The following is an 18,687-nucleotide window of genomic DNA, read 5'->3' as shown; positions in this document are numbered from 1 at the left end:
TTTTATCTTAATCTCGTATTTGGTTACGATGCCTAGCGGTTAGGCTTCATACCGCTTTCTGTCAGCGGTCACACCATCTGGTGGCGTATACGCAAGTAGTAGCGTATACGCAAGTAGTAGCTTATGCGCAAGGATATCGCTTAGGCCAATACCATTCCCGGTTCAGCAAATGCCACAGGAGAGGTTTCAGTCTCTTCAAATGTGACCCACTCCCACGCTTCTTGATCGGCCAACACCGCGCGTAACAGCTTGTTGTTTAAGGCATGGCCTGATTTGTAGGCGCGCATTTCACCAAGAATACTGTGTCCACACATGTACAAGTCACCAATGGCATCCAAGACTTTGTGCTTAACCAGTTCATTGTCAAAACGTAGGCCGTCTTCGTTCAAGATGCGATAATCATCCAGAACAATCGCGCAGTCAAAGCTGCCACCCAGACATAAGTTTTGTGACTGCAAGTATTCGATATCACGCATAAAACCGAAGGTTCGCGCGCGGCTCAAGTCTTTAATAAAAGATTGACTTGAGAAGTCGAGCACCAAGTTTTGTTGCTCCGATTCAATCGCCGGATGGTCGAATTCGATGGCAAAGTCGAGACGGAAGCCATTATAAGGCAACAGTTCCGCCCACTTATCATCGTCTTCAATGCGAACAGGCTTTTTGATACGAATGAATCGTTTTGGCGCATTTTGGACATCGATACCCGCAGACTGCAGCAAGAAAATAAACGGGCTTGAACTGCCATCCATAATCGGGATTTCTGGCGCATTCACTTCGATAATGATGTTATCGATACCCATTCCTGCTATTGCAGCACTGAGATGCTCAACGGTTGAGATGCGAACACCCGCGTCATTCACTAAGGCGGTGCACAGCATGGTATCGCGCACATCCTCAGGGTTGGCCGGAAAATCAACCGGCGGCTCCATGTCAGTGCGACGATAAATCACACCGGTGTTGGCAGGAGCCGGACGCAGAGTAAGCGTAACCTTACGCCCAGAGTGGAGACCCACACCAGTCGTTTGGACCATACTTTTCAATGTTCGCTGTCTAATCATCGGCTTATCTCAACTTTTTCTCAAAAAAGTGTGCTCTGCGTCACTCATTACCCTGTCACCTTAGACAAGGGGAGCGAGATGGTAGCACATCACTGGCTACAAACCAAGCAATTGCGATCAGTCAGCTTGTTTACGCAAAAACGCAGGAATATCGAGATAATCATGCTCAGTCTGCGATTTTGGTGCTGCATTCGATGAAGCAGCTGGCTGCTCTTTCGCCGCTGGGTTTGAACTTGCCGCCTGAGGTTTATCCTGCAAAGGCTGTGCCTTTTTAGGCTCGGCTTTTGCTTGCCCAGACTGTGCATTGGTGACCAAGGTAATGTCTGGCTTACGTTCGTTGCCAATCCCGGTCGCCACCACAGTCACTCGCAGCTCATCGCTCATTTCTGGATCCATCGACGTTCCGATCACCACAGTGGCATTGTCTGATGCAAATGCTTTGACGGTGTTACCCACGGTCTCGAACTCATCAAGACGCATATCAAAGCCTGCTGTAATGTTGACTAGCACACCACGCGCACCCGCCAAGTCGATGTCTTCAAGAAGTGGGCTAGAAATTGCCATCTCTGCCGCTTCTTCAGCACGATCTTCGCCCGTTGCAACACCACTGCCCATCATTGCGTGTCCCATTTCTGACATCACAGTGCGTACGTCAGCAAAGTCGACGTTAATATGGCCAGGGCGTGTGATCAGTTCTGCAATCCCTTGTACGGCATTGCGTAACACATCGTTCGCCTTCGCAAAGGCATCCAGCAAGGTAATGCCGCGACCTAGCACCTTAAGCAATTTTTCGTTGGGAATCGTAATCAGCGAGTCAACTTGCTTTGACAGCTCTTCGATTCCTTGCTCGGCAAACGCCAGTCGCTTTTTACCTTCGAAGCTGAAAGGTTTGGTGACCACAGCAACGGTCAGAATCCCCATTTCTTTCGCGATTTCCGCGATAACAGGCGCTCCCCCGGTGCCGGTACCACCGCCCATTCCGGCTGCGATAAATACCATATCGGCACCTTCGAGCTCAGCTTTAATCGCATCGCGATCTTCGAGTGCGGAATCACGCCCAACTTGCGGATTTGCCCCCGCGCCAAGTCCTTTGGTGATATCACCGCCAATTTGAATGACCGTGCCGACACTGCTTTTCCGTAGTGCTTGGGCATCCGTATTAATGCTAATAAAGTCAACCCCTTCGATTGACTCACGCACCATATGTTCAACGGCGTTACCACCGCCACCGCCAATGCCGACGACCTTAATCACCGCATCGTCAGACATTTCCATCATCGGTTCAAACATGAGTTCTCTCCGTCCTTCCTGTTCGCATCAGGGTTAAAATTCTTTCTTAAACCAGCTACTCAGCGTCTTAATCCAGCTAGCCACAGCCCGCTTTTGTTCTGGTTCACTCGTTTCTGTCAGCAAGCTTTCTTTACCGTAGTGTAAAAGCCCAACCGCGGTTGCATAGCAAGGCGCTTGTACATAATCAGTCAGTCCCGTGACATTGGCTGGCTGTCCAACACGCACTTGGTTTTGGAACACGCGTTCCGCGCATTCAACCAGCCCGTGCATTTGTGATGCCCCGCCAGTAAGCACTATTCCAGCTGCCATTTGATGTTTCACACCATCGCTACGCAGTTTTTCTTGAATGGCGACTAATTTTTGATTCACCAGTCCCAACAATTCTGAACAACGCGGCTCAATCACTTCAGACAAGGTTTGTCGCTGTAACGTCCGCGACGGGCGTCCACCCACGCTCGGCACATTGACTTTTGCATCCTTATTCACCAACTCACTCAATGCACAGCCATATTTCACTTTAATGTCTTCTGCATCCGCCAGTGGGGTGCCAAAGGCATAGGCTATATCGCTGGTGATCACATTGCCCGCGTAAGGAATGACCTCGGCATGCCGAAGTGCGCCGCCGGTCCAAACTGCAAGATCCATGGTGCCGCCGCCAATATCGACCACGCACACGCCGAGCTCTCGTTCATCCGGCGTGATCACCGCATGGCTCGCTGATAGCCCGGAGAAAATCAGTTGATCCACTCTAAGACCACAACGCTCCACGGCTTTCTCAATATTTTTCGCGGTATCATTGTGACATGTGATGAGGTGCACACTGGCTTCCATCCTTACGCCAGATAGGCCGAGCGGATTTTTGATCCCTTCTTGGTAATCGATTTTGTATTCTTGCGGGATCACATGCAGCACGCGCTGCTCATCACTGATTTTGACCGACTTTGCGGTATGAATCACGTTGTCTATATCGTCTTGGGTAACCTCTTCATCCGAAATTGTCCCCATGCCTCTCTCAGTTTGGCAGTGAATGTGCTTTCCTGACAAAGAAAGATAGACAGAACTGATTTGGCAATCGGCCATCATCTCTGCTTCATTCACCGCACGCTGAACAGATTTAACCACAGATTCTAAGTCGTTAACGCCACCCTTATCCATGCCGCGTGATGGGCTGCTGCCCACACCCAGTACGTTGATGGTGCCGTCTGGCAGTACTTCACTGACCAGAGTAGACACTTTGGACGTCCCAATATCGAGCCCAACTATCAGTGACTTATCTGTCGTTTTATTCATTCACACCATCTCTTAATCTTGGCTATTCGCGGGGCCTGTTTCGCTTTTCCAGCCAACGGCCGCGCCCGTGTCATAACGCAAATCTACATAGGCAATTGTTTTATCTTGCGCACTGATCCGCGGGTATAACGCGACCAAGCGAGCAAGCCGTTCTTGCCCGGCTGTCCGCCCTAACTCAATCCGTACGCCATCTCGTGTCACGATACGCCAAGACCGACGTTTATTCAGTGACAGCGCTTGTATCGATAAACCAATTTTCCGCAGTTTCTTTTCCAGTTCACGACTCGTCGCCAGCACTTCTTCAGCTGAGCCGGGTGTGCCGTGTAGCGAAATTAACGATTTGTCAGCCACATCACTGGGTGAACCATCAAAAACCTCACCGCTTGGTGTGAGCAACTTTTGCCCGTTCCAAATCGCACTCGCGCGATATTCAGTGATGTGCACCTTCAAGGTATCCGGCCATTGCTTTCTCACGGCCACATGCTTCACCCAAGGCAGAGCCTCAATGCTGCTCTGGATGCTATCCACATCCTGCAGCATAAAGCTCTTTAACTCGCCCACTGACAACACCGCCTCTCGGACTTGCGTCGCTGTCACGTAAGTCTGGTCGCCTTCGAGCATCAGTTGCGATAAGGGGAGCTGCTGCTCATCACTCATCCAATCAATCACACGAGCTAGACCAAAGAGCATCAGGATAATAACCCCAATTAAAAACGCGAGTGATGCGCTTTTTTGGCGATCCAGCTGCACCATTCCTTGCACTCGTGTAAGGGCATTAACCATGCTCATACCTATCTTATCGCCTTGTGTCGATGCTACTTGACACTCATCGCGAAAAAACCGACTGATTATAGCGATCCCACGCCAAGCACTCCAACACAGATATGCATTTTCATACATAAGCTGGGATCTATTGCGCGCATTTTGGCTCCTGAACGCGATAAAAATCTATTTTTTGGTCACCAAGAGCGCAATTGCGCGCCGTTTTTACGTTGCCAACTTGTGTTTTATTGTGCCATTTCGGCCTTGTCTAGCTGTTTTGCCGCTAAGTTTTTCGCTACTTTACCAATATCTCCCGCCCCTTGTGTTAAAACCAAGTCATTCGCTTGAATAACATTAGCGAGCGCGGAGGGTAAGGCGTCGGCGTTCGGCACAAAAATCGGGTCCAGCTTACCGCGAGCGCGAATGCTACGACAAAGACTTCTCCCATCGGCTCCCGCAATCGGGGTTTCACCAGCCGCATACACATCTAGCATCAGCAACACGTCGACTTTTTCCAACACGTTGGCAAAATCATCATAAAGATCGCGCGTACGACTATAGCGATGTGGCTGAAAAATCATAACCAAGCGATGGTTTTGCCAGCCACCGCGTGCGGCTTTAATCGTGACATCCACTTCGCTAGGGTGATGGCCGTAATCGTCCACCAGCAAGGCAGTGCCGTCATCGACCGGGAACTCGCCAAGTTGATCGAAACGGCGTCCCGTCCCAGCAAAATTAGCGAGGGCACGTAAAATAGCGTCGTCGTCCACCCCGTCTTCGGTTGCTACCGCAATCGCTGCTGCCGCATTCAGGGCGTTGTGCTGGCCTGGCGTATTCAAGCGAATGGTCAAGGTTTCGCGGCCAGGGCGTGTCACTTTAAAAATGCCACATTGCCCATGTTGCTGGTAATCATGTAAACATACATCCGCATCCTGCGAGAACCCATAGGTGATCACTTGACGACCAATCGACGGAATTAACTCGCGAACCACGGGATCATCAATGCACACCACCGCTAAACCATAGAACGGCAGATTATGGAGAAAGTCGATAAACGTCTGTTGCAGTTTTGCGAAACTACCGCCATAGGTATCCATATGATCCGCTTCAATATTGGTCACAATGGCGACCATAGGCTGCAAGTGTAAAAACGACGCGTCGCTCTCATCCGCCTCTGCAATCAAATAACGACTGCTTCCCAAACGTGCATTGGTGCCCGCACTTTTTACTAACCCGCCATTCACGAAAGTGGGATCCAGGCCTGCCTCAGAAAAGATCTGCGTTACCATCGCGGTCGTGGTGGTTTTGCCGTGGGTGCCGGCAACGGCAATACCATGCCGGTAGCGCATTAATTCGGCAAGCATTTCTGCCCGTCTGACCACCGGGATCCGTAAAGCTTTTGCCGCTTCAACTTCCGGGTTGTCAGCTTTAATCGCTGTTGATACCACCACCACACTGGCTTGTTCTATATGGCTCGCTTGATGACCGATAAAGATCTGCGCCCCCATGGATGCCAATCGCTCCGTGACGATATTCTGTGCAAGATCCGAGCCGGTTATTTGGTAACCTTCATTAATCAGCACCTCAGCAATACCGCACATGCCTGCACCGCCAATCCCGACAAAATGGATCCGCTTGACCCGGCGCATTTCCGGGATCATGGCGCGAAGTTTTTCCAGCTGCTGATTATCCAATTTACCCATTATCTATTCTCTATGTGTTTGCGTGTGCGGTAATAGCATCCGCAACGCGGGCATCTGCATCAATAATGGCAGCGTCACGCGCCGCCGTCGCCATCGCTAACAGGCGGTGGCGGTCTAACCGATTGATTGTTTCCGCCAGTGACTGGGCGGTCAGTGATGGCTGCTCAATCATTAAAGCCGCACCACGGGAGACTAAGTAATCACCGTTGAGTGCTTGTTGCCTATCTGCATGCATAAAGGGGACAAAAATCGCCCCAACGCCAGCCGCCGCTAATTCAGACACGGTAAGCGCGCCGCTTCGACAAATTACCACATCGGCCCAAGCGTAAGCCTCGGCCACGTCATCAATAAATTCGCTCACATCAACATCGACCATTCCGGCGTGTTGATAAGCGGAAAGCGTCTTTTCCGCATTATTTTTTCCGGCTTGATGACGCACCGTCACCGACTGTTCTAGCCGTGGCATGGCCTCAGGCACCGTTTGATTGAGGATACGTGCGCCTTGACTGCCCCCCATCACCAAAATACGTAGTGCACCTTGACGGTCTGCGAATCGTTGCGCGGGATCCGGGAGGTCACACACGTCTCGACGTACGGGATTCCCAACCACCGGCTGCCCATCAAACGCGCCCGGGAAGGCTTGCAACACTTGCTTGGCAACTTTGGCTAACCACTGATTGGTCAGCCCCGCCACGGCATTTTGCTCATGGAGGATCACTGGCACACCACTTAACCAAGCGGCGATTCCGCCTGGGCCACTGACATAACCGCCCATGCCCAACACCGCATCGGGTTTGACACGTTTAATCACTTGGCGTGCCTGCCAAATGGCACTGACAATCATCCAAGGGGCTCGTAGCTTGCGCATCAGTCCGGATCCAATCAAGCCTTTGACACGAATAAATGCGATCTCGATACCATATTTGGGAACGAGTTCGGCTTCCATGCGATCAGCGGTACCGAGCCAACAGATATCCCATCCCTGCTTTTCTAAAAACTTGGCGACCGCAAGGCCGGGAAATACATGACCACCGGTCCCGCCTGCCATCACTAATAATCGTTTTTTAGTCATGTTTATGATCTTTACCTTGATAAGGGGTTTTTTGGTGCGCTTGAGACGTCGCTAAGCGGTATTCGTGATCAATGCGCAGTAACAAGGCCACCGCGACTGCCATAATCACCAAGCTCGATCCCCCGTAGCTGATCAGTGGCAAGGTTAACCCTTTGGTCGGCAACATGCCCGCCGCCGCACCGACATTCACCAGGGTTTGAAAGGCAAACCAAATGCCAATGCCAAAGGCTAAAAAACCACCGAATAACTGGTTTTGCGCCAGACAGTGCTTTCCAATAAAAAGCGCTTTGAATACGAGGAAAAAAATAAGACACAGAATCACACTTACACCCACGAGTCCGAGTTCCTCGGCAATGACCGCAAAGACAAAGTCAGTGTGCGCCTCCGGTAAATACTCTAACTTTTGAATCGAATTCCCTAGCCCTTGGCCAAACCAGTCGCCACGTCCAAATGCCATCAGAGATTGCGTCAGCTGGTAGCCGCTGCCAAACGGGTCTTGCCAAGGATCTAAAAACGCAGTGACTCGCCGCACTCGATAGGGTTCAGCAATGATTAAGCCCGCGACCAAGGTCAGACCCGTCATCAACAAGGCGATAAACTGCCACAATTTTGCCCCAGCCATAAACAACATGCCCACGGTGGTCACAAACATCACCACCACTGAGCCTAAATCTGGTTGAATCAGCAACAACCCTGCAAACAGCAGCAACACAGCCAGCGGCTTGGCAAAACCACGGAAATGTTCACGGACTTCACCATGGCGGCGCACCAGATACCCGGCTAAAAAGACAAATAAAGATAACTTGGCAATCTCGGCCGGTTGGATATTGATCCCCGCGATAGAAATCCATCGTACCGCGCCATTGACCGAGCGACCCACCACCAACACCGCCAGCAAGAGAATCGATGAGATCAATAACATGTAGCCACTGTAGCGCTGCCAAAGTTTGACAGGGATATACATCACCGCCACCGCCGCCAACATGGCAACCAGCAAATAAAAGGCATGGCGTTTGGCAAACAAAAAGGGGGCATCCGCCAGTCGTAATCCAACCGGGAGCGAGGCTGAGGTGACCATGACAAGGCCAATAACCATTAGGAGCAGAGACGTCCACACCAATTGGCGATCGTACAGTACCCCCGGCGATGGCGTTCGGAGCCACTGCCAACAATATTTGGGGAATGCACGCACTGCTGTCATAACGGCCTCGCGATAACAGATTCTACGCCGGCAACAAACGCCTGACCACGAGCGGCAAAGTTAGTAAATTGATCCAAACTTGCACACGCTGGCGACAGCAATACCATGTCGCCTTTCGTTGCAGCCGTTGCCGCGGCATCGATGGCTTGTTGCAGGGTATCAAAGCACTGTGCCGACGCGTCCAGTGCGGCTAATTGGGCTTGATCTTTACCAAAACAGTAAAGCCTGACAGGTAACTTGGCGAGTGCAGGCTGCAACACACTAAAGTCGGCGCCTTTACCCTCTCCGCCTACTAACAAGTGTAAGTAACCGCTCACTTCAAGACCATCAAGCGCCGCTAACGTACTGGCAACATTGGTGGCTTTGGAGTCATTCACCCAGATCACACCTTGGTGCTCAGCGACTTTTTGACAACGATGTGCCAGCCCAGTGTATGTGCGCAGCGCGGTGATTTGAGCGGGCTGGCTCATCCCGACACTATCAGCCAATGCCATGGCCGCGAGGCTGTTTGCTACATTATGGCGACCAACAAGGCTCAGTGAGGACACCGGTAGCACAGGCTTTCCTTGCGCCGATAACCACGCTTGCCCATCGTCAGTGCCCAAACAGTAATCGCCCTGGCTAAAGCCAAACAAACACATGTCGGCATCAATCTGTGTCTGTGCATCATCTGCATTGCCGATCAAGGTAGTTGCATGGGTAAAAATACGACATTTCGCCGCTCGATAATCCGCCAAGCTTTGATACCTGTCCATGTGATCTTCTGAGAAGTTCAAGAAGGCGGCGCCTTGAAGAGTCAATGACTTAGTGGTTTCCAATTGAAAGCTGGACAGCTCTAACACATAGAGGTCGTGGCCTTTGTCGAGCAAATCCAGTGCCGCCACGCCGATATTACCGCCCACGCCCACATTAATGCCGTCAGCTTTCGCCATTTCTCCCACCAGCGCCGTGACCGTACTTTTGCCATTTGAACCGGTAATCGCCACTGCGGGCTTATCGCAGTACCAAGCGAAGAGTTCAATATCACCAACAATGGGCGTGCCCGCGGCATGAACAGGCGCCAAGACGGGGGTGGCAAGCGAGATACCAGGATTAATCACCACCAAGTCAGCTGACGCCAGCCATGCCGAATGCCAACTTCCCGTATGTCGTGCGACCGTCTCTGGCAGCTGCGCCTCTCCAGGAGGGGATTGGCGCGAATCCATCACGCGGATCATGGCGTCAGGATGATGGCGAGCAATAAAGTTCACCACTGAGAGGCCGGTGATCCCCAGCCCCATCACCACGATATGCTTAAACTCGGTTAATGTGCGGTGGCCTGGTTGCGTCATGGTTAACGGACCTTCAAGGTGGCGAGGGCAATCAACACCAGCATCAAAGAAATAATCCAAAACCGTACGATCACCCGAGGCTCTGGCCAGCCTTTCAATTCATAATGGTGATGAATCGGCGCCATACGGAAAATCCGTTGTCCCCGCAGTTTGTACGAGCCTACCTGCAAGATCACTGAGATGGTTTCCATCACGAACACCCCGCCCATGATGATCAATAGCAATTCTTGACGGACCAGCACGGCGATCGTGCCCAATGCACCGCCCAACGCCAGTGAGCCCACATCGCCCATAAAAACTTGCGCCGGATAGGTGTTGAACCACAAAAAGCCCAGCCCCGCGCCAACAATGGCGGCGCAAACCACAACCAGTTCACTGCTGTATTCGATATACGGAATATGCAGGTAGCTGGCGAAATTGACGTTACCGGTCGCCCAAGCAATAAAGGCGAAGCCGCCGGCAACCATCACGGTTGGCAAAATGGCCAAGCCATCTAAGCCATCAGTAAGGTTCACCGCATTGCTGGTTCCCACGATGACAAAGTAAGTGAAGACAATATAAAACAGACCAAGCTGGGGCATCACGTCTTTAAAGAAAGGCACCACCAGTTGTGTCGCCGCGGTGTCATTGCCATGGGCGTAGAGCGCGAACGCCACCCCGAGTGCGATCGCAGATTGCCAAAAGTACTTCCAGCGGGCGACTAATCCATCGGTATTTTTACGCACTACCTTGCGGTAGTCATCAACAAAACCAATCGCACCGTATCCCAGTAGCACGACCATCACAGCCCACACATAGGGGTTGGATAAATCGGCCCACAACAAAACGGTTAAACTAATGGCAGCAACAATTAAGACCCCGCCCATCGTCGGCGTACCGCGTTTGCTAAAGTGAGATTCGGGGCCCTCCTCGCGAACAACTTGACCAATCTGCATCGACTGTAAACGTCGAATCAGACGTGGGCCGGCCCAAAGCGAGAAAACCAATGCCGTCAGTGCACTAACAATGGCGCGAAATGTCAGGTATTCAAACAAGCGCATTGAGGGTAAAAGGTTTTGTAGTACTTCCGCTAGCCATAAAAGCATTAGCAAGCCTCCTTGATTGCGGTGACAACCGCTTCCATCGCCATCCCTCGGGCGCCTTTAATCAGTATCGTGTCAGGTGTTTGTGTTTTTATCATGGCTACTACGTGCGCAATCAGCGCCTCTTTACTGTCAAAATGATCGCCGCCACAGCGTTCGCTGATCACACGGCTATCGCGTCCGGTCGTGAAGACACGGTTAACGGCAGCTTGCGCCGCATGCTCTCCAACTTCACGGTGCATTTGCTCACTGTACTCGCCCAGCTCTGCCATATCACCGACGATCAACCAACGCTCACCTGGATAGCTGGCTAAAACATCAATGGCAGACTTCATCGCTGGGACACTGGCGTTATAGGTATCATCAATCAGCCGTAACCCTGGGCGAGGCTCACTCACTTGTGTGCGTCCTGCGACGTTTTCTACCGACTCAAGCCCGGCCACGACATCCACCAGACTCACGCCGGGTAACTGCATCGCTGCACAACCGGCCATTAACGCATTGATAATATTGTGCTTGCCCGGTAGCGGCAGCATCACCGACTGTTGGCTCTGTCCGTCACTCAGCGTGAGCTGATAACAGCCCGCGGTTGTCAGGGCACTATCAATCAAGGTCAGGGGGGCGGCTTGCGTGTCTGTTACCGCAATCACCTGCTTATCTGCCAGGACGTCACCCCATGTATCACCACCGTGGCTACCCTGATTCACCAACGCTATCCCGCCTTCGGGCAGCCCTTGATAAATTTCGCCTTTGGCAACAGCCACTCCCTCTAATGAGCCGAACCCTTCGAGATGGGCCGCGGCTAAGTTAGTGACCACGGCAATATCAGGCTTGACCAATGATGTGGTATAAGCAATTTCACCAATATGGTTAGCGCCGAGTTCAATCACCGCATAGTGGTGTGCAGGAGTGAGTCGAAACAACGTCAGCGGAACACCAATATCATTATTGAAGTTGCCGGCAGTCGATAACGTGGGTCCTTTCTGTGCCAAGATCGCCGCCAGCATTTGTTTGACTGTGGTCTTACCGCAGCTCCCCGTAATCGCAATGGTCGGCACCTGGCATTGCTGTTTGACCCAAGCGCCTAACTGACCCAGGGCAAGGCGTGTATCGTCCACCAGCAATTGGGGAATATCAATGTCCAACTGGCGCGAAACCACCATCGCGGCGGCGCCTGAAGCTTTTGCCTGCTCAGCAAAATCGTGGCCATCAAAACGGTCACCTTTCAGCGCGACAAATAGTGCCCCCGCGCGCAGCTCACGCGTATCGGTGGTAATGGCATCGATCGGCGGCGTACCCGACGCGTGATCGGCATAATACACAGTGGCCCCTATCGCATTCGCCAATGTGCTGAGGGTTGTCCGAATCATGATAACTCCTTGAGTCGCGCCGCGACCGTCTCGCGGTCAGAGTAATGCACCTTTCCATGCGCGAGCACTTGATAGTCTTCATGGCCCTTGCCCGCCACCAAGACAATGTCGTTGGCTTGCGCTTGCTCGATGACCTGCGTCACCGCTTGAGCGCGGTCATGCTCTACCCATACACGTTCGGGGTTGTGCAGCCCCGCGAGCATATCTTGCGTGATCAACTCAGGGGCCTCACCGCGAGGGTTATCATTGGTCAACACCACCTTGTCGGCATGCTGTTCAGCCACTCGAGCCATCACCGGGCGTTTACGCGTATCACGATCGCCGCCACAGCCAAATACACACCAAAGTGCGCCGATGCAATGACGTCGTAAGGCCAGTAGTGCTTTCTCAAGCGCATCGGGCGTGTGAGCATAGTCAACCACCACGGTCGGTTTGTCAGGCGCAAGAAAAACCTCCATGCGCCCCACAACCGCTTGTAACTGCTGACTACTCGCCAACAAGGTTGATAACGAATAACCCAGCCCCAGCAAGGTCGCCAGGCTCACGAGGAGGTTGCTGACATTAAAATCACCCACTAACTCTGCATACATGTCACCCTGGCCCCACGAAGAGTCAATACGAACACAGACCCCCTCGGTGGTATAGGTCACCGACTGTGCCAGTACATACCGGCCGGCGTGAGCACTTAATGCGTCGGGCTGCATAGCGACGGCAATCGCGTCAGGCCATTGCTGGAGCCAAGTGCGCCCCACGGCATCGTCAGCGTTTATCACTTTGAGCGGAGAGCCCAAATCAAACAGTTGCTTTTTCGCCGCCGCATAGGCATCTAAGGTGCCGTGATAATCGAGATGATCATGGCTTAAATTGGTAAACACAGCCGCATCCAATGCCAGGCTAGCAACGCGCCCTTGCACCAAGCCATGTGAAGACACTTCCATCGCGACATGGCGTGCACCTTGCTGCGCAAACGCCTCAAGCTGGGCTTGAATACCAATGGCATCGCCCGTGGTGTTTTCCGCCGCTTCTAATTGGCCAATAAAGCCATTGCCGGTGGTGCCCATCACCGCGGTCCGCTCACCTAAGGCATCTAACCACTGTGCAATCAATTGGGAGACTGTGGTTTTACCATTGGTGCCGGTCACGCCAATCATGCCTATGTGCTGTTGCGGGTGCTGATAAAAACGCGCGGCTAATGCCGATAAGGAAGCAGGTAAAACGCATAAACTGATGAGCGGCACATTCTGATACCACTGCACAGCATTTTGCTCCGCTTGCTGCACCACAGCCACAGCACCGGCCTGAATCGCGGTATCGATAAACTGGCGACCATCAACTTGGTGCCCTTTTATCGCCACGAATACATCACCTTGACGGATTTTGCGGCTATCCAAGGATAGGTGCCGTACCGGCATCGAGGGCACATCCGCCAGCCAAGGGCTCAGCCATTGGTTTAAATCATTCATCGCCATTCACTTCATTTGCATGCTTTGCCACTTGCAACGCCGGACCCGTACCGGCATCCGGTGCAATGTTTAAAATCTGGAGTGCGCTTTTCATCACGCTCGAAAACACAGGTGCCGCGACCTGCCCGCCATAATATTTGTCGCCTTGCGGCTCGTTGATCACCACCACCATGGCCAGCTTAGGATTGCTAATGGGGGCCAGCCCCGCGGTGTAACCAATATATTCGTCGCCATAGCCACCGGCGACAGCGACTTTCGCGGTCCCGGTTTTGGCGCCAACGCGATAGCCATCAACCGCGGCACGACGCGCACTGCCGCCTTCTTGGGTCACCCCTTCCAACATTTGCAGGACTTTATAGGCATTTTCGCGCGAGGCAACTTGCTTACCTTCTGTGACGCCTTCACGCTTTAAAATGCTCAGTGGTCGATTAATGCCCAGCGACCCTAGCGTGGCATAAGCACGCACAAGCTGAGTCGGTGTCACCGATAATCCATAGCCAAAGGCTAGCGTGGCACGTTCAAAATCTGACCAACGACGCCGAGAGGGGAAATGGCCCACTGATTCACCAACCAGCTCAACGCCCGTACCGGTGCCGAGCCCAAAGCTGCCATATTGACCTAATAAGGTCTCTACAGGCATGGCTAATGAGAGTTTACTCACACCGATATTACTGGATTTTTTGAGAATACGCGCAAGGTTAGCTTTGCCGACTTTAGAAACATCACGCACTCGACTGCCACCGATTTGCATAATGCCGTTGCCGGTATCTATTACGGTGTCCATATCGGCAACACCGTTTTCTAACGCAGTGAGTACCACAAAAGGCTTCATGGTTGAGCCCGGTTCAAACACATCAGTAATCGCGCGATTACGCATGTTAAAGCTTTTGAGTGAGCTACGATTATTGGGGTTATAGGAGGGGGCGTTGACCATGGCCATCACTTCACCGGTCTTCACGTCCACCATCACCAAAGAGCCCGAGGTGGCGCGGTAATCGGCGACGGCTTGTTTGATAGCACGATATGCAATGGCTTGAAGACGCTGATCGATGCTTAGCGTCAGCGACTGGCCTTCTTTTTTATCTTCGGTGGCAATATGCTCCACGACACGGCCAAATCGGTCTTTACGCACCGTGCGTTTACCATGCTCACCGGCCAACCAATCATCAAATCGGCGTTCGATCCCTTCTAAACCATGGCCGTCAATCCCAGTCATCCCAACAAGGTGTGCACTGACTTCCGCACTGGGATAAAAGCGGCGTGACTCAGCTTTTAACCCTATGCCAGGTAACTCAAGCTTATCAACGTACGCTGCCATGGCTGGGCGTACTTGACGTTGCAGATAAATAAAACGCCGCTGCCGATTAGCCTGAATTTTATCAATCAAGGCTTGCCGATCTAACCCCAAAACATCCGCAAGCGCATGCCAGCGATCGACGTTTTTTAATCCTTGGTGTTTGAATACCGTCACCGGATCCGCCCACACGGCTTGAACGGGCACACTGATCGCGAGTGCCTCACCTTGACGGTCGGTGATCATGCCTCGCGCGGAAGGAACCTGCTCTGTTCGTATCGAACGCAGATCCCCTTCGTGGCGTAATCGATCGGGCTCAATCACTTGGATATAAGCGGCGCGCGCCACCAAGGCAGCCAAGGCTAAGCCAATAAATACGCAGACAAGACCAAAGCGCCACTGAATCAATACCGGTGGCGCTTTGGGTGTACGGCGATTAGTTGACTTAGTAGAACGTTTTTTCACCGGTCGTTACTCAAAGGTCGCGTTACAATCACTTCGTTCTCACTGGTGGGACGAATCATGTCAAAAGACTGACGCGCCACGGATTCCACATGGCTATGTTCAGACAACGCATTTTCCTCTAACAATTGATTGCGCCACTCCACTTCAAGGGTTTCACGTTGCTCTAATAGCGCGTCCTGTTTGGCAATCAAATTACGCGTTGATTGGGTCATCGATACCACGGCAATCGCCGAAACCAATACCGCCAGCAGTAACCCTAATGGCAACTTCCCGATTGCCAATACATCCTGGCCTATCTGCTTAGCGAGGCTTGGGCGCGGTTTCATGCGTTATCCTAACTTTTCCGCCACGCGTAATACCGAGCTTCGCGCCCGGGCGTTATGCGCCACTTCTTCCGCGGACGGTTTAATCGCCTTGCCAATCGGCTTCATTGCCGCCGAACCGAGCTCGGCAATCTGTGCTTCGGTCAAAGGCACCCCTTTGGGCACATCCGGTCCTTTACTTTGCTTACGGATAAAGCGCTTGACCATGCGATCTTCTAACGAGTGAAAGCTAATCACTGATAAGCGTCCACTCGGGGCTAAACTGGCGAGCGCGCCTTGCAGTGCTTGCTCGATTTCATCCAGCTCACTGTTGATGTAAATCCGAATCGCTTGAAAGCTACGTGTCGCAGGATGCTTTTTCTTCTCTCTAAACGGCACCGCGTGATCAATCAGCTTGGCAAGCTGATTGGTCGTGGTCAGCGCAGGTGCTTCTTCATCTTCACGGTGACGAACAATGGCATTAGCAATCCGGCGCGCAAAACGCTCTTCGCCGAACACTTTTAATACCCAAACAATATCATCGACACTGGCGGTTTCTAACCACTGTGCGGCCGACTGGCCGGTGCTCGGATCCATACGCATATCAAGCGGGCCATCATGCATAAAACTGAAGCCACGGCTAGGGTCGTCAAGCTGGGGCGAAGACACGCCCAAATCAAGGAGGATCCCATCGACCTTTTCCGCTAGCCCACGCTCACTGAGGTACGACGCTATCTCAGAAAACGGGCCATGAATAATCTGGAAACGCGGATCATCGATGGAATTTGCCTCTTCGATCGCGCGTGGATCGCGATCGATAGCATACAGGCGACCGTTATCACCCAATTGCGACAAGATATGGCGCGAGTGACCGCCGCGACCAAAAGTACCATCGACATAGATGCCATCGGGTTTAATCGCAAGGCCGTCCACTGATTCATTTAATAGGACGGAAACATGGGTATATTGTTCTGACATACATTCACTTCATTATTTACAATGAGAGGTCTGCTAACCGCTCACTGAGCATCGGGGTTGATTCCGCCTGTGTGTCCATATCCTGGCGAATTTGTGCCTGCCACGTCTGCTCGTCCCAAATCTCAAATTTGTTGAGTTGGCCAACCAGCATCGCTTTGCCGTCTAACCCGGCATATTGGCGCAAGGTCGCAGGCAGTAATAAGCGACCTTGTCCGTCCATTTCACAGTCAAACGCATGGCCAAGTAATAAACGCTGCAGGCGTCGCTCTGCAGGTTGAAAGCTGGATAACTGCGATAACTTCGCCTCAATCACTTCCCATTCCGGGACCGGGTACAGCGCCAAGCAAGGAAGTTGGTGATCGATCGTGCACACAAACTGGCCATCACAATGGTGAATTAACCCATCGCGATAGCGCGTTGGCAGAGCAAGTCGCCCTTTTTTATCGACCGAAATGGCGCTGACGCCACGTAACATGACGTTATTTTCCCTTTTTCACCAAGATTATCCACTTTACACCACATTTTCCCACCCAGAAGTGTACGTAGCAGGTAAAAAGAAAGTCAAGCAAGCCATGACAGTGAGCAAGATCACACCTGGGGATATTAAAGAAGGTTTTCAGCGGCTTAATCAATACAAAAAAAGCCGATGACATTCGGTTATAACCAAATCGTCTGACTCAAACGCTGAAAAAGAGAGGGCGAGCCAAAAAGGCTCGCCCTAAAAGGAGGTGAGTTGGCCTGTAAGCCGGGTTCTGTACCGTAAAAACGGTGGTAACCATTCGTCTAGGCCTGCAATCGCTCACAGGCTCCAGCAACCTACCCGTCCCCAAACGCGGGCCGCGCCAATAGGGACCTATTTGGTCTTGCTCCGGGTGGAGTTTACCGTGCCACGAACTGTTGCCAGTCGCGCGGTGCGCTCTTACCGCACCCTTTCACCCTTACCTGTGCTCCGAAGAGCCATCGGCGGTATACTCTCTGCTGCACTGGTCGTAGGCTCGCGCCTCCCAGGCGTTACCTGGCACCCTGCCCTGAGGAGCCCGGACTTTCCTCCCCTTTATCAGTCTCCCAAAGGACATCAATAAAGCAGCGATTACCCGGCCAACTCGAGCGGGGGAGTATATAGAAGAATATTCACGCAAGCCAGCGTAAATCGCGCTCAGCTATAAATTCTCTAGGCCCCATTTATAGAGTGCGTTTTTTTTCACCGCATATAATTCCGCGACTAACGCGGCTGCTTTTTTTAACGGTAACTCGGCCGCCAATAGACCCAGCGCATGACACGCCGCGGTTGGCAAAGCCGTTTTATCCGCGCGATGGCCGGCGACCAATAACACTATTTCTCCGCGTAAGCGGTTAGGATCTTCACTCAACCACTCAATGAGTTCCCCCAACGGTGCCCCATGGATGGTTTCAAAGGTTTTCGTTAGTTCGCGCGCCAACACCACGCGACGTGCGTCGCCCAGTACCTCGCGCATATCCGCCAAGCTGTCACGAATACGGTGCGGTGACTCATAGAAAATTAAGGTACGCGGATCATCGGCCAATTCACGGAACGTATCTTGTCGCGCTTTTGTCTTAGGAGGCAGGAACCCTTCAAAACTAAAACGGTCTGAAGGCAAACCCGATGCACTTAATGCGGTGACTACCGCGCAGGCGCCAGGCAATGGGACCACTCTGACACCCGCCTCACGGCATTGAGTGACCAGGTGATATCCCGGATCGCTAATCAAGGGGGTGCCAGCATCAGAGACTAATGCAATCGACTGGCCTTGTTGCAGGCGCGTTAACAATGCAGCGGCTTTCTGCTGTTCATTGTGCTCATGCAACGCAAAAGTTTTCGCACTAATCGAAAAATGCGATAGCAACCGAGCCGTATGACGCGTATCTTCGGCCGCGACCACGTCGACACTGGCTAAAACATCAAGAGCACGCTGGGTAATATCAGCCAAATTGCCAATCGGTGTTGGCACAATATACAGCGTGGGGTGAGCATGGTCGGATAGATTTGCATCAGTCATTTGTTTAA

The 18,687-nt window shown here is 52.3% G+C and carries 17 protein-coding genes and 1 other RNA gene; 1 reads left to right on the top strand and 17 read right to left on the bottom strand.

Annotated elements, in window-relative coordinates; translation table 11 throughout:
* Window positions 1–140 precede the first annotated feature (140 nt).
* From lpxC to mraZ, 15 genes are all read right to left on the bottom strand, one after another.
* Window positions 141–1,058: a UDP-3-O-acyl-N-acetylglucosamine deacetylase gene (gene lpxC / locus BZG81_RS01710; protein ID WP_025744297.1), complete on the bottom strand. Its 918-nt coding sequence runs from the start codon at window positions 1,056–1,058 to the stop codon at window positions 141–143.
* Between the two features lie 117 nt (window positions 1,059–1,175).
* The gene (gene ftsZ / locus BZG81_RS01705) at window positions 1,176–2,348 is read right to left on the bottom strand and encodes a cell division protein FtsZ (protein WP_021022615.1); all 1,173 of its coding nucleotides are present in this window, start codon (window positions 2,346–2,348) and stop codon (window positions 1,176–1,178) included.
* 33 nt (window positions 2,349–2,381) lie between these two features.
* Window positions 2,382–3,638 carry a cell division protein FtsA gene (ftsA, locus tag BZG81_RS01700; protein WP_077459858.1) on the bottom strand — a complete coding sequence of 419 codons (1,257 nt, stop codon included), beginning with the start codon at window positions 3,636–3,638 and terminating at the stop codon, window positions 2,382–2,384.
* Between the two features lie 12 nt (window positions 3,639–3,650).
* A complete protein-coding gene (locus BZG81_RS01695; RefSeq protein ID WP_198533615.1) occupies window positions 3,651–4,421 on the bottom strand; it encodes a cell division protein FtsQ/DivIB in 771 nt (256 codons plus the stop codon).
* A 224-nt stretch (window positions 4,422–4,645) separates the two neighbouring features.
* Window positions 4,646–6,103 carry a UDP-N-acetylmuramate--L-alanine ligase gene (gene murC, locus BZG81_RS01690; protein ID WP_077459859.1) on the bottom strand — a complete coding sequence of 486 codons (1,458 nt, stop codon included), beginning with the start codon at window positions 6,101–6,103 and terminating at the stop codon, window positions 4,646–4,648.
* A gap of 10 nt (window positions 6,104–6,113) precedes the next feature.
* The gene (murG, locus tag BZG81_RS01685) at window positions 6,114–7,175 is read right to left on the bottom strand and encodes an undecaprenyldiphospho-muramoylpentapeptide beta-N-acetylglucosaminyltransferase (RefSeq protein WP_077576206.1); all 1,062 of its coding nucleotides are present in this window, start codon (window positions 7,173–7,175) and stop codon (window positions 6,114–6,116) included.
* A complete protein-coding gene (ftsW, locus tag BZG81_RS01680; protein ID WP_021022620.1) occupies window positions 7,168–8,376 on the bottom strand; it encodes a cell division protein FtsW in 1,209 nt (402 codons plus the stop codon). Before ftsW ends, murG begins: the two co-directional genes overlap by 8 nt.
* Complete coding sequence (gene murD, locus BZG81_RS01675) at window positions 8,373–9,707, bottom strand: UDP-N-acetylmuramoyl-L-alanine--D-glutamate ligase (protein WP_077676603.1); 1,335 nt, start codon at window positions 9,705–9,707, stop codon at window positions 8,373–8,375. The genes ftsW and murD overlap by 4 nt, the downstream gene beginning before the upstream one ends.
* Before the next feature lie 2 nt (window positions 9,708–9,709).
* The gene (gene mraY / locus BZG81_RS01670; RefSeq protein WP_077459863.1) at window positions 9,710–10,792 is read right to left on the bottom strand and encodes a phospho-N-acetylmuramoyl-pentapeptide-transferase; all 1,083 of its coding nucleotides are present in this window, start codon (window positions 10,790–10,792) and stop codon (window positions 9,710–9,712) included.
* The gene (locus BZG81_RS01665; RefSeq protein ID WP_077676602.1) at window positions 10,792–12,159 is read right to left on the bottom strand and encodes a UDP-N-acetylmuramoyl-tripeptide--D-alanyl-D-alanine ligase; all 1,368 of its coding nucleotides are present in this window, start codon (window positions 12,157–12,159) and stop codon (window positions 10,792–10,794) included. The genes mraY and BZG81_RS01665 overlap by 1 nt, the downstream gene beginning before the upstream one ends.
* Entirely contained in the window at window positions 12,156–13,628 is a 1,473-nt protein-coding gene (murE, locus tag BZG81_RS01660) for a UDP-N-acetylmuramoyl-L-alanyl-D-glutamate--2,6-diaminopimelate ligase (RefSeq protein ID WP_077676601.1), read from the bottom strand. Before murE ends, BZG81_RS01665 begins: the two co-directional genes overlap by 4 nt.
* The gene (locus BZG81_RS01655) at window positions 13,615–15,381 is read right to left on the bottom strand and encodes a penicillin-binding transpeptidase domain-containing protein (RefSeq protein WP_077676600.1); all 1,767 of its coding nucleotides are present in this window, start codon (window positions 15,379–15,381) and stop codon (window positions 13,615–13,617) included. The genes murE and BZG81_RS01655 overlap by 14 nt, the downstream gene beginning before the upstream one ends.
* Window positions 15,378–15,707: a cell division protein FtsL gene (gene ftsL, locus BZG81_RS01650; RefSeq protein WP_077459866.1), complete on the bottom strand. Its 330-nt coding sequence runs from the start codon at window positions 15,705–15,707 to the stop codon at window positions 15,378–15,380. The genes BZG81_RS01655 and ftsL overlap by 4 nt, the downstream gene beginning before the upstream one ends.
* Window positions 15,708–15,710: 3 nt before the next feature.
* Complete coding sequence (gene rsmH / locus BZG81_RS01645; protein WP_021022627.1) at window positions 15,711–16,661, bottom strand: 16S rRNA (cytosine(1402)-N(4))-methyltransferase RsmH; 951 nt, start codon at window positions 16,659–16,661, stop codon at window positions 15,711–15,713.
* A gap of 16 nt (window positions 16,662–16,677) precedes the next feature.
* Complete coding sequence (mraZ, locus tag BZG81_RS01640) at window positions 16,678–17,136, bottom strand: division/cell wall cluster transcriptional repressor MraZ (protein WP_021022628.1); 459 nt, start codon at window positions 17,134–17,136, stop codon at window positions 16,678–16,680.
* On the opposite strand from mraZ, the gene BZG81_RS15555 reads away from it, so the two are divergent.
* Complete coding sequence (locus tag BZG81_RS15555) at window positions 17,135–17,311, top strand: hypothetical protein (RefSeq protein ID WP_158011820.1); 177 nt, start codon at window positions 17,135–17,137, stop codon at window positions 17,309–17,311. The genes mraZ and BZG81_RS15555 overlap by 2 nt on opposite strands.
* A gap of 75 nt (window positions 17,312–17,386) precedes the next feature.
* Here BZG81_RS15555 and rnpB read toward each other — a convergent pair.
* Together rnpB and rsmI are read right to left on the bottom strand one after the other, a co-directional pair.
* Window positions 17,387–17,767, bottom strand: an RNA gene (gene rnpB, locus BZG81_RS01635) — RNase P RNA component class A.
* Window positions 17,768–17,821: 54 nt separating this feature from the next.
* Window positions 17,822–18,679 carry a 16S rRNA (cytidine(1402)-2'-O)-methyltransferase gene (gene rsmI, locus BZG81_RS01630; RefSeq protein ID WP_077676599.1) on the bottom strand — a complete coding sequence of 286 codons (858 nt, stop codon included), beginning with the start codon at window positions 18,677–18,679 and terminating at the stop codon, window positions 17,822–17,824.
* Between the last annotated feature and the right edge of the window lie 8 nt (window positions 18,680–18,687).

This window comes from Salinivibrio sp. MA607, assembly GCF_001996245.1.
Classification (GTDB): Bacteria; Pseudomonadota; Gammaproteobacteria; order Enterobacterales; family Vibrionaceae; genus Salinivibrio; species Salinivibrio costicola.
Note: the sequence above shows the minus strand (reverse complement) of the source record. Positions and strands in the feature narration are given on the sequence as shown.

What these genes read in the sequence shown, in the direction of transcription:
- lpxC (WP_025744297.1), bottom strand. Translation starts at nt 1,058, where the DNA reads ATGATTAGACAGCGAACATTGAAAAGTATGGTCCAAACGACTGGTGTG.
- ftsZ (WP_021022615.1), bottom strand. Translation starts at nt 2,348, where the DNA reads ATGTTTGAACCGATGATGGAAATGTCTGACGATGCGGTGATTAAGGTC.
- ftsA (WP_077459858.1), bottom strand. Translation starts at nt 3,638, where the DNA reads ATGAATAAAACGACAGATAAGTCACTGATAGTTGGGCTCGATATTGGG.
- BZG81_RS01695 (WP_198533615.1), bottom strand. Translation starts at nt 4,421, where the DNA reads ATGGTTAATGCCCTTACACGAGTGCAAGGAATGGTGCAGCTGGATCGC.
- murC (WP_077459859.1), bottom strand. Translation starts at nt 6,103, where the DNA reads ATGGGTAAATTGGATAATCAGCAGCTGGAAAAACTTCGCGCCATGATC.
- murG (WP_077576206.1), bottom strand. Translation starts at nt 7,175, where the DNA reads ATGACTAAAAAACGATTATTAGTGATGGCAGGCGGGACCGGTGGTCAT.
- ftsW (WP_021022620.1), bottom strand. Translation starts at nt 8,376, where the DNA reads ATGACAGCAGTGCGTGCATTCCCCAAATATTGTTGGCAGTGGCTCCGA.
- murD (WP_077676603.1), bottom strand. Translation starts at nt 9,707, where the DNA reads ATGACGCAACCAGGCCACCGCACATTAACCGAGTTTAAGCATATCGTG.
- mraY (WP_077459863.1), bottom strand. Translation starts at nt 10,792, where the DNA reads ATGCTTTTATGGCTAGCGGAAGTACTACAAAACCTTTTACCCTCAATG.
- BZG81_RS01665 (WP_077676602.1), bottom strand. Translation starts at nt 12,159, where the DNA reads ATGATTCGGACAACCCTCAGCACATTGGCGAATGCGATAGGGGCCACT.
- murE (WP_077676601.1), bottom strand. Translation starts at nt 13,628, where the DNA reads ATGGCGATGAATGATTTAAACCAATGGCTGAGCCCTTGGCTGGCGGAT.
- ftsL (WP_077459866.1), bottom strand. Translation starts at nt 15,707, where the DNA reads ATGAAACCGCGCCCAAGCCTCGCTAAGCAGATAGGCCAGGATGTATTG.
- rsmH (WP_021022627.1), bottom strand. Translation starts at nt 16,661, where the DNA reads ATGTCAGAACAATATACCCATGTTTCCGTCCTATTAAATGAATCAGTG.
- BZG81_RS15555 (WP_158011820.1), top strand. Translation starts at nt 17,135, where the DNA reads ATGACGTTATTTTCCCTTTTTCACCAAGATTATCCACTTTACACCACA.
- mraZ (WP_021022628.1), bottom strand. Translation starts at nt 17,136, where the DNA reads ATGTTACGTGGCGTCAGCGCCATTTCGGTCGATAAAAAAGGGCGACTT.
- rsmI (WP_077676599.1), bottom strand. Translation starts at nt 18,679, where the DNA reads ATGACTGATGCAAATCTATCCGACCATGCTCACCCCACGCTGTATATT.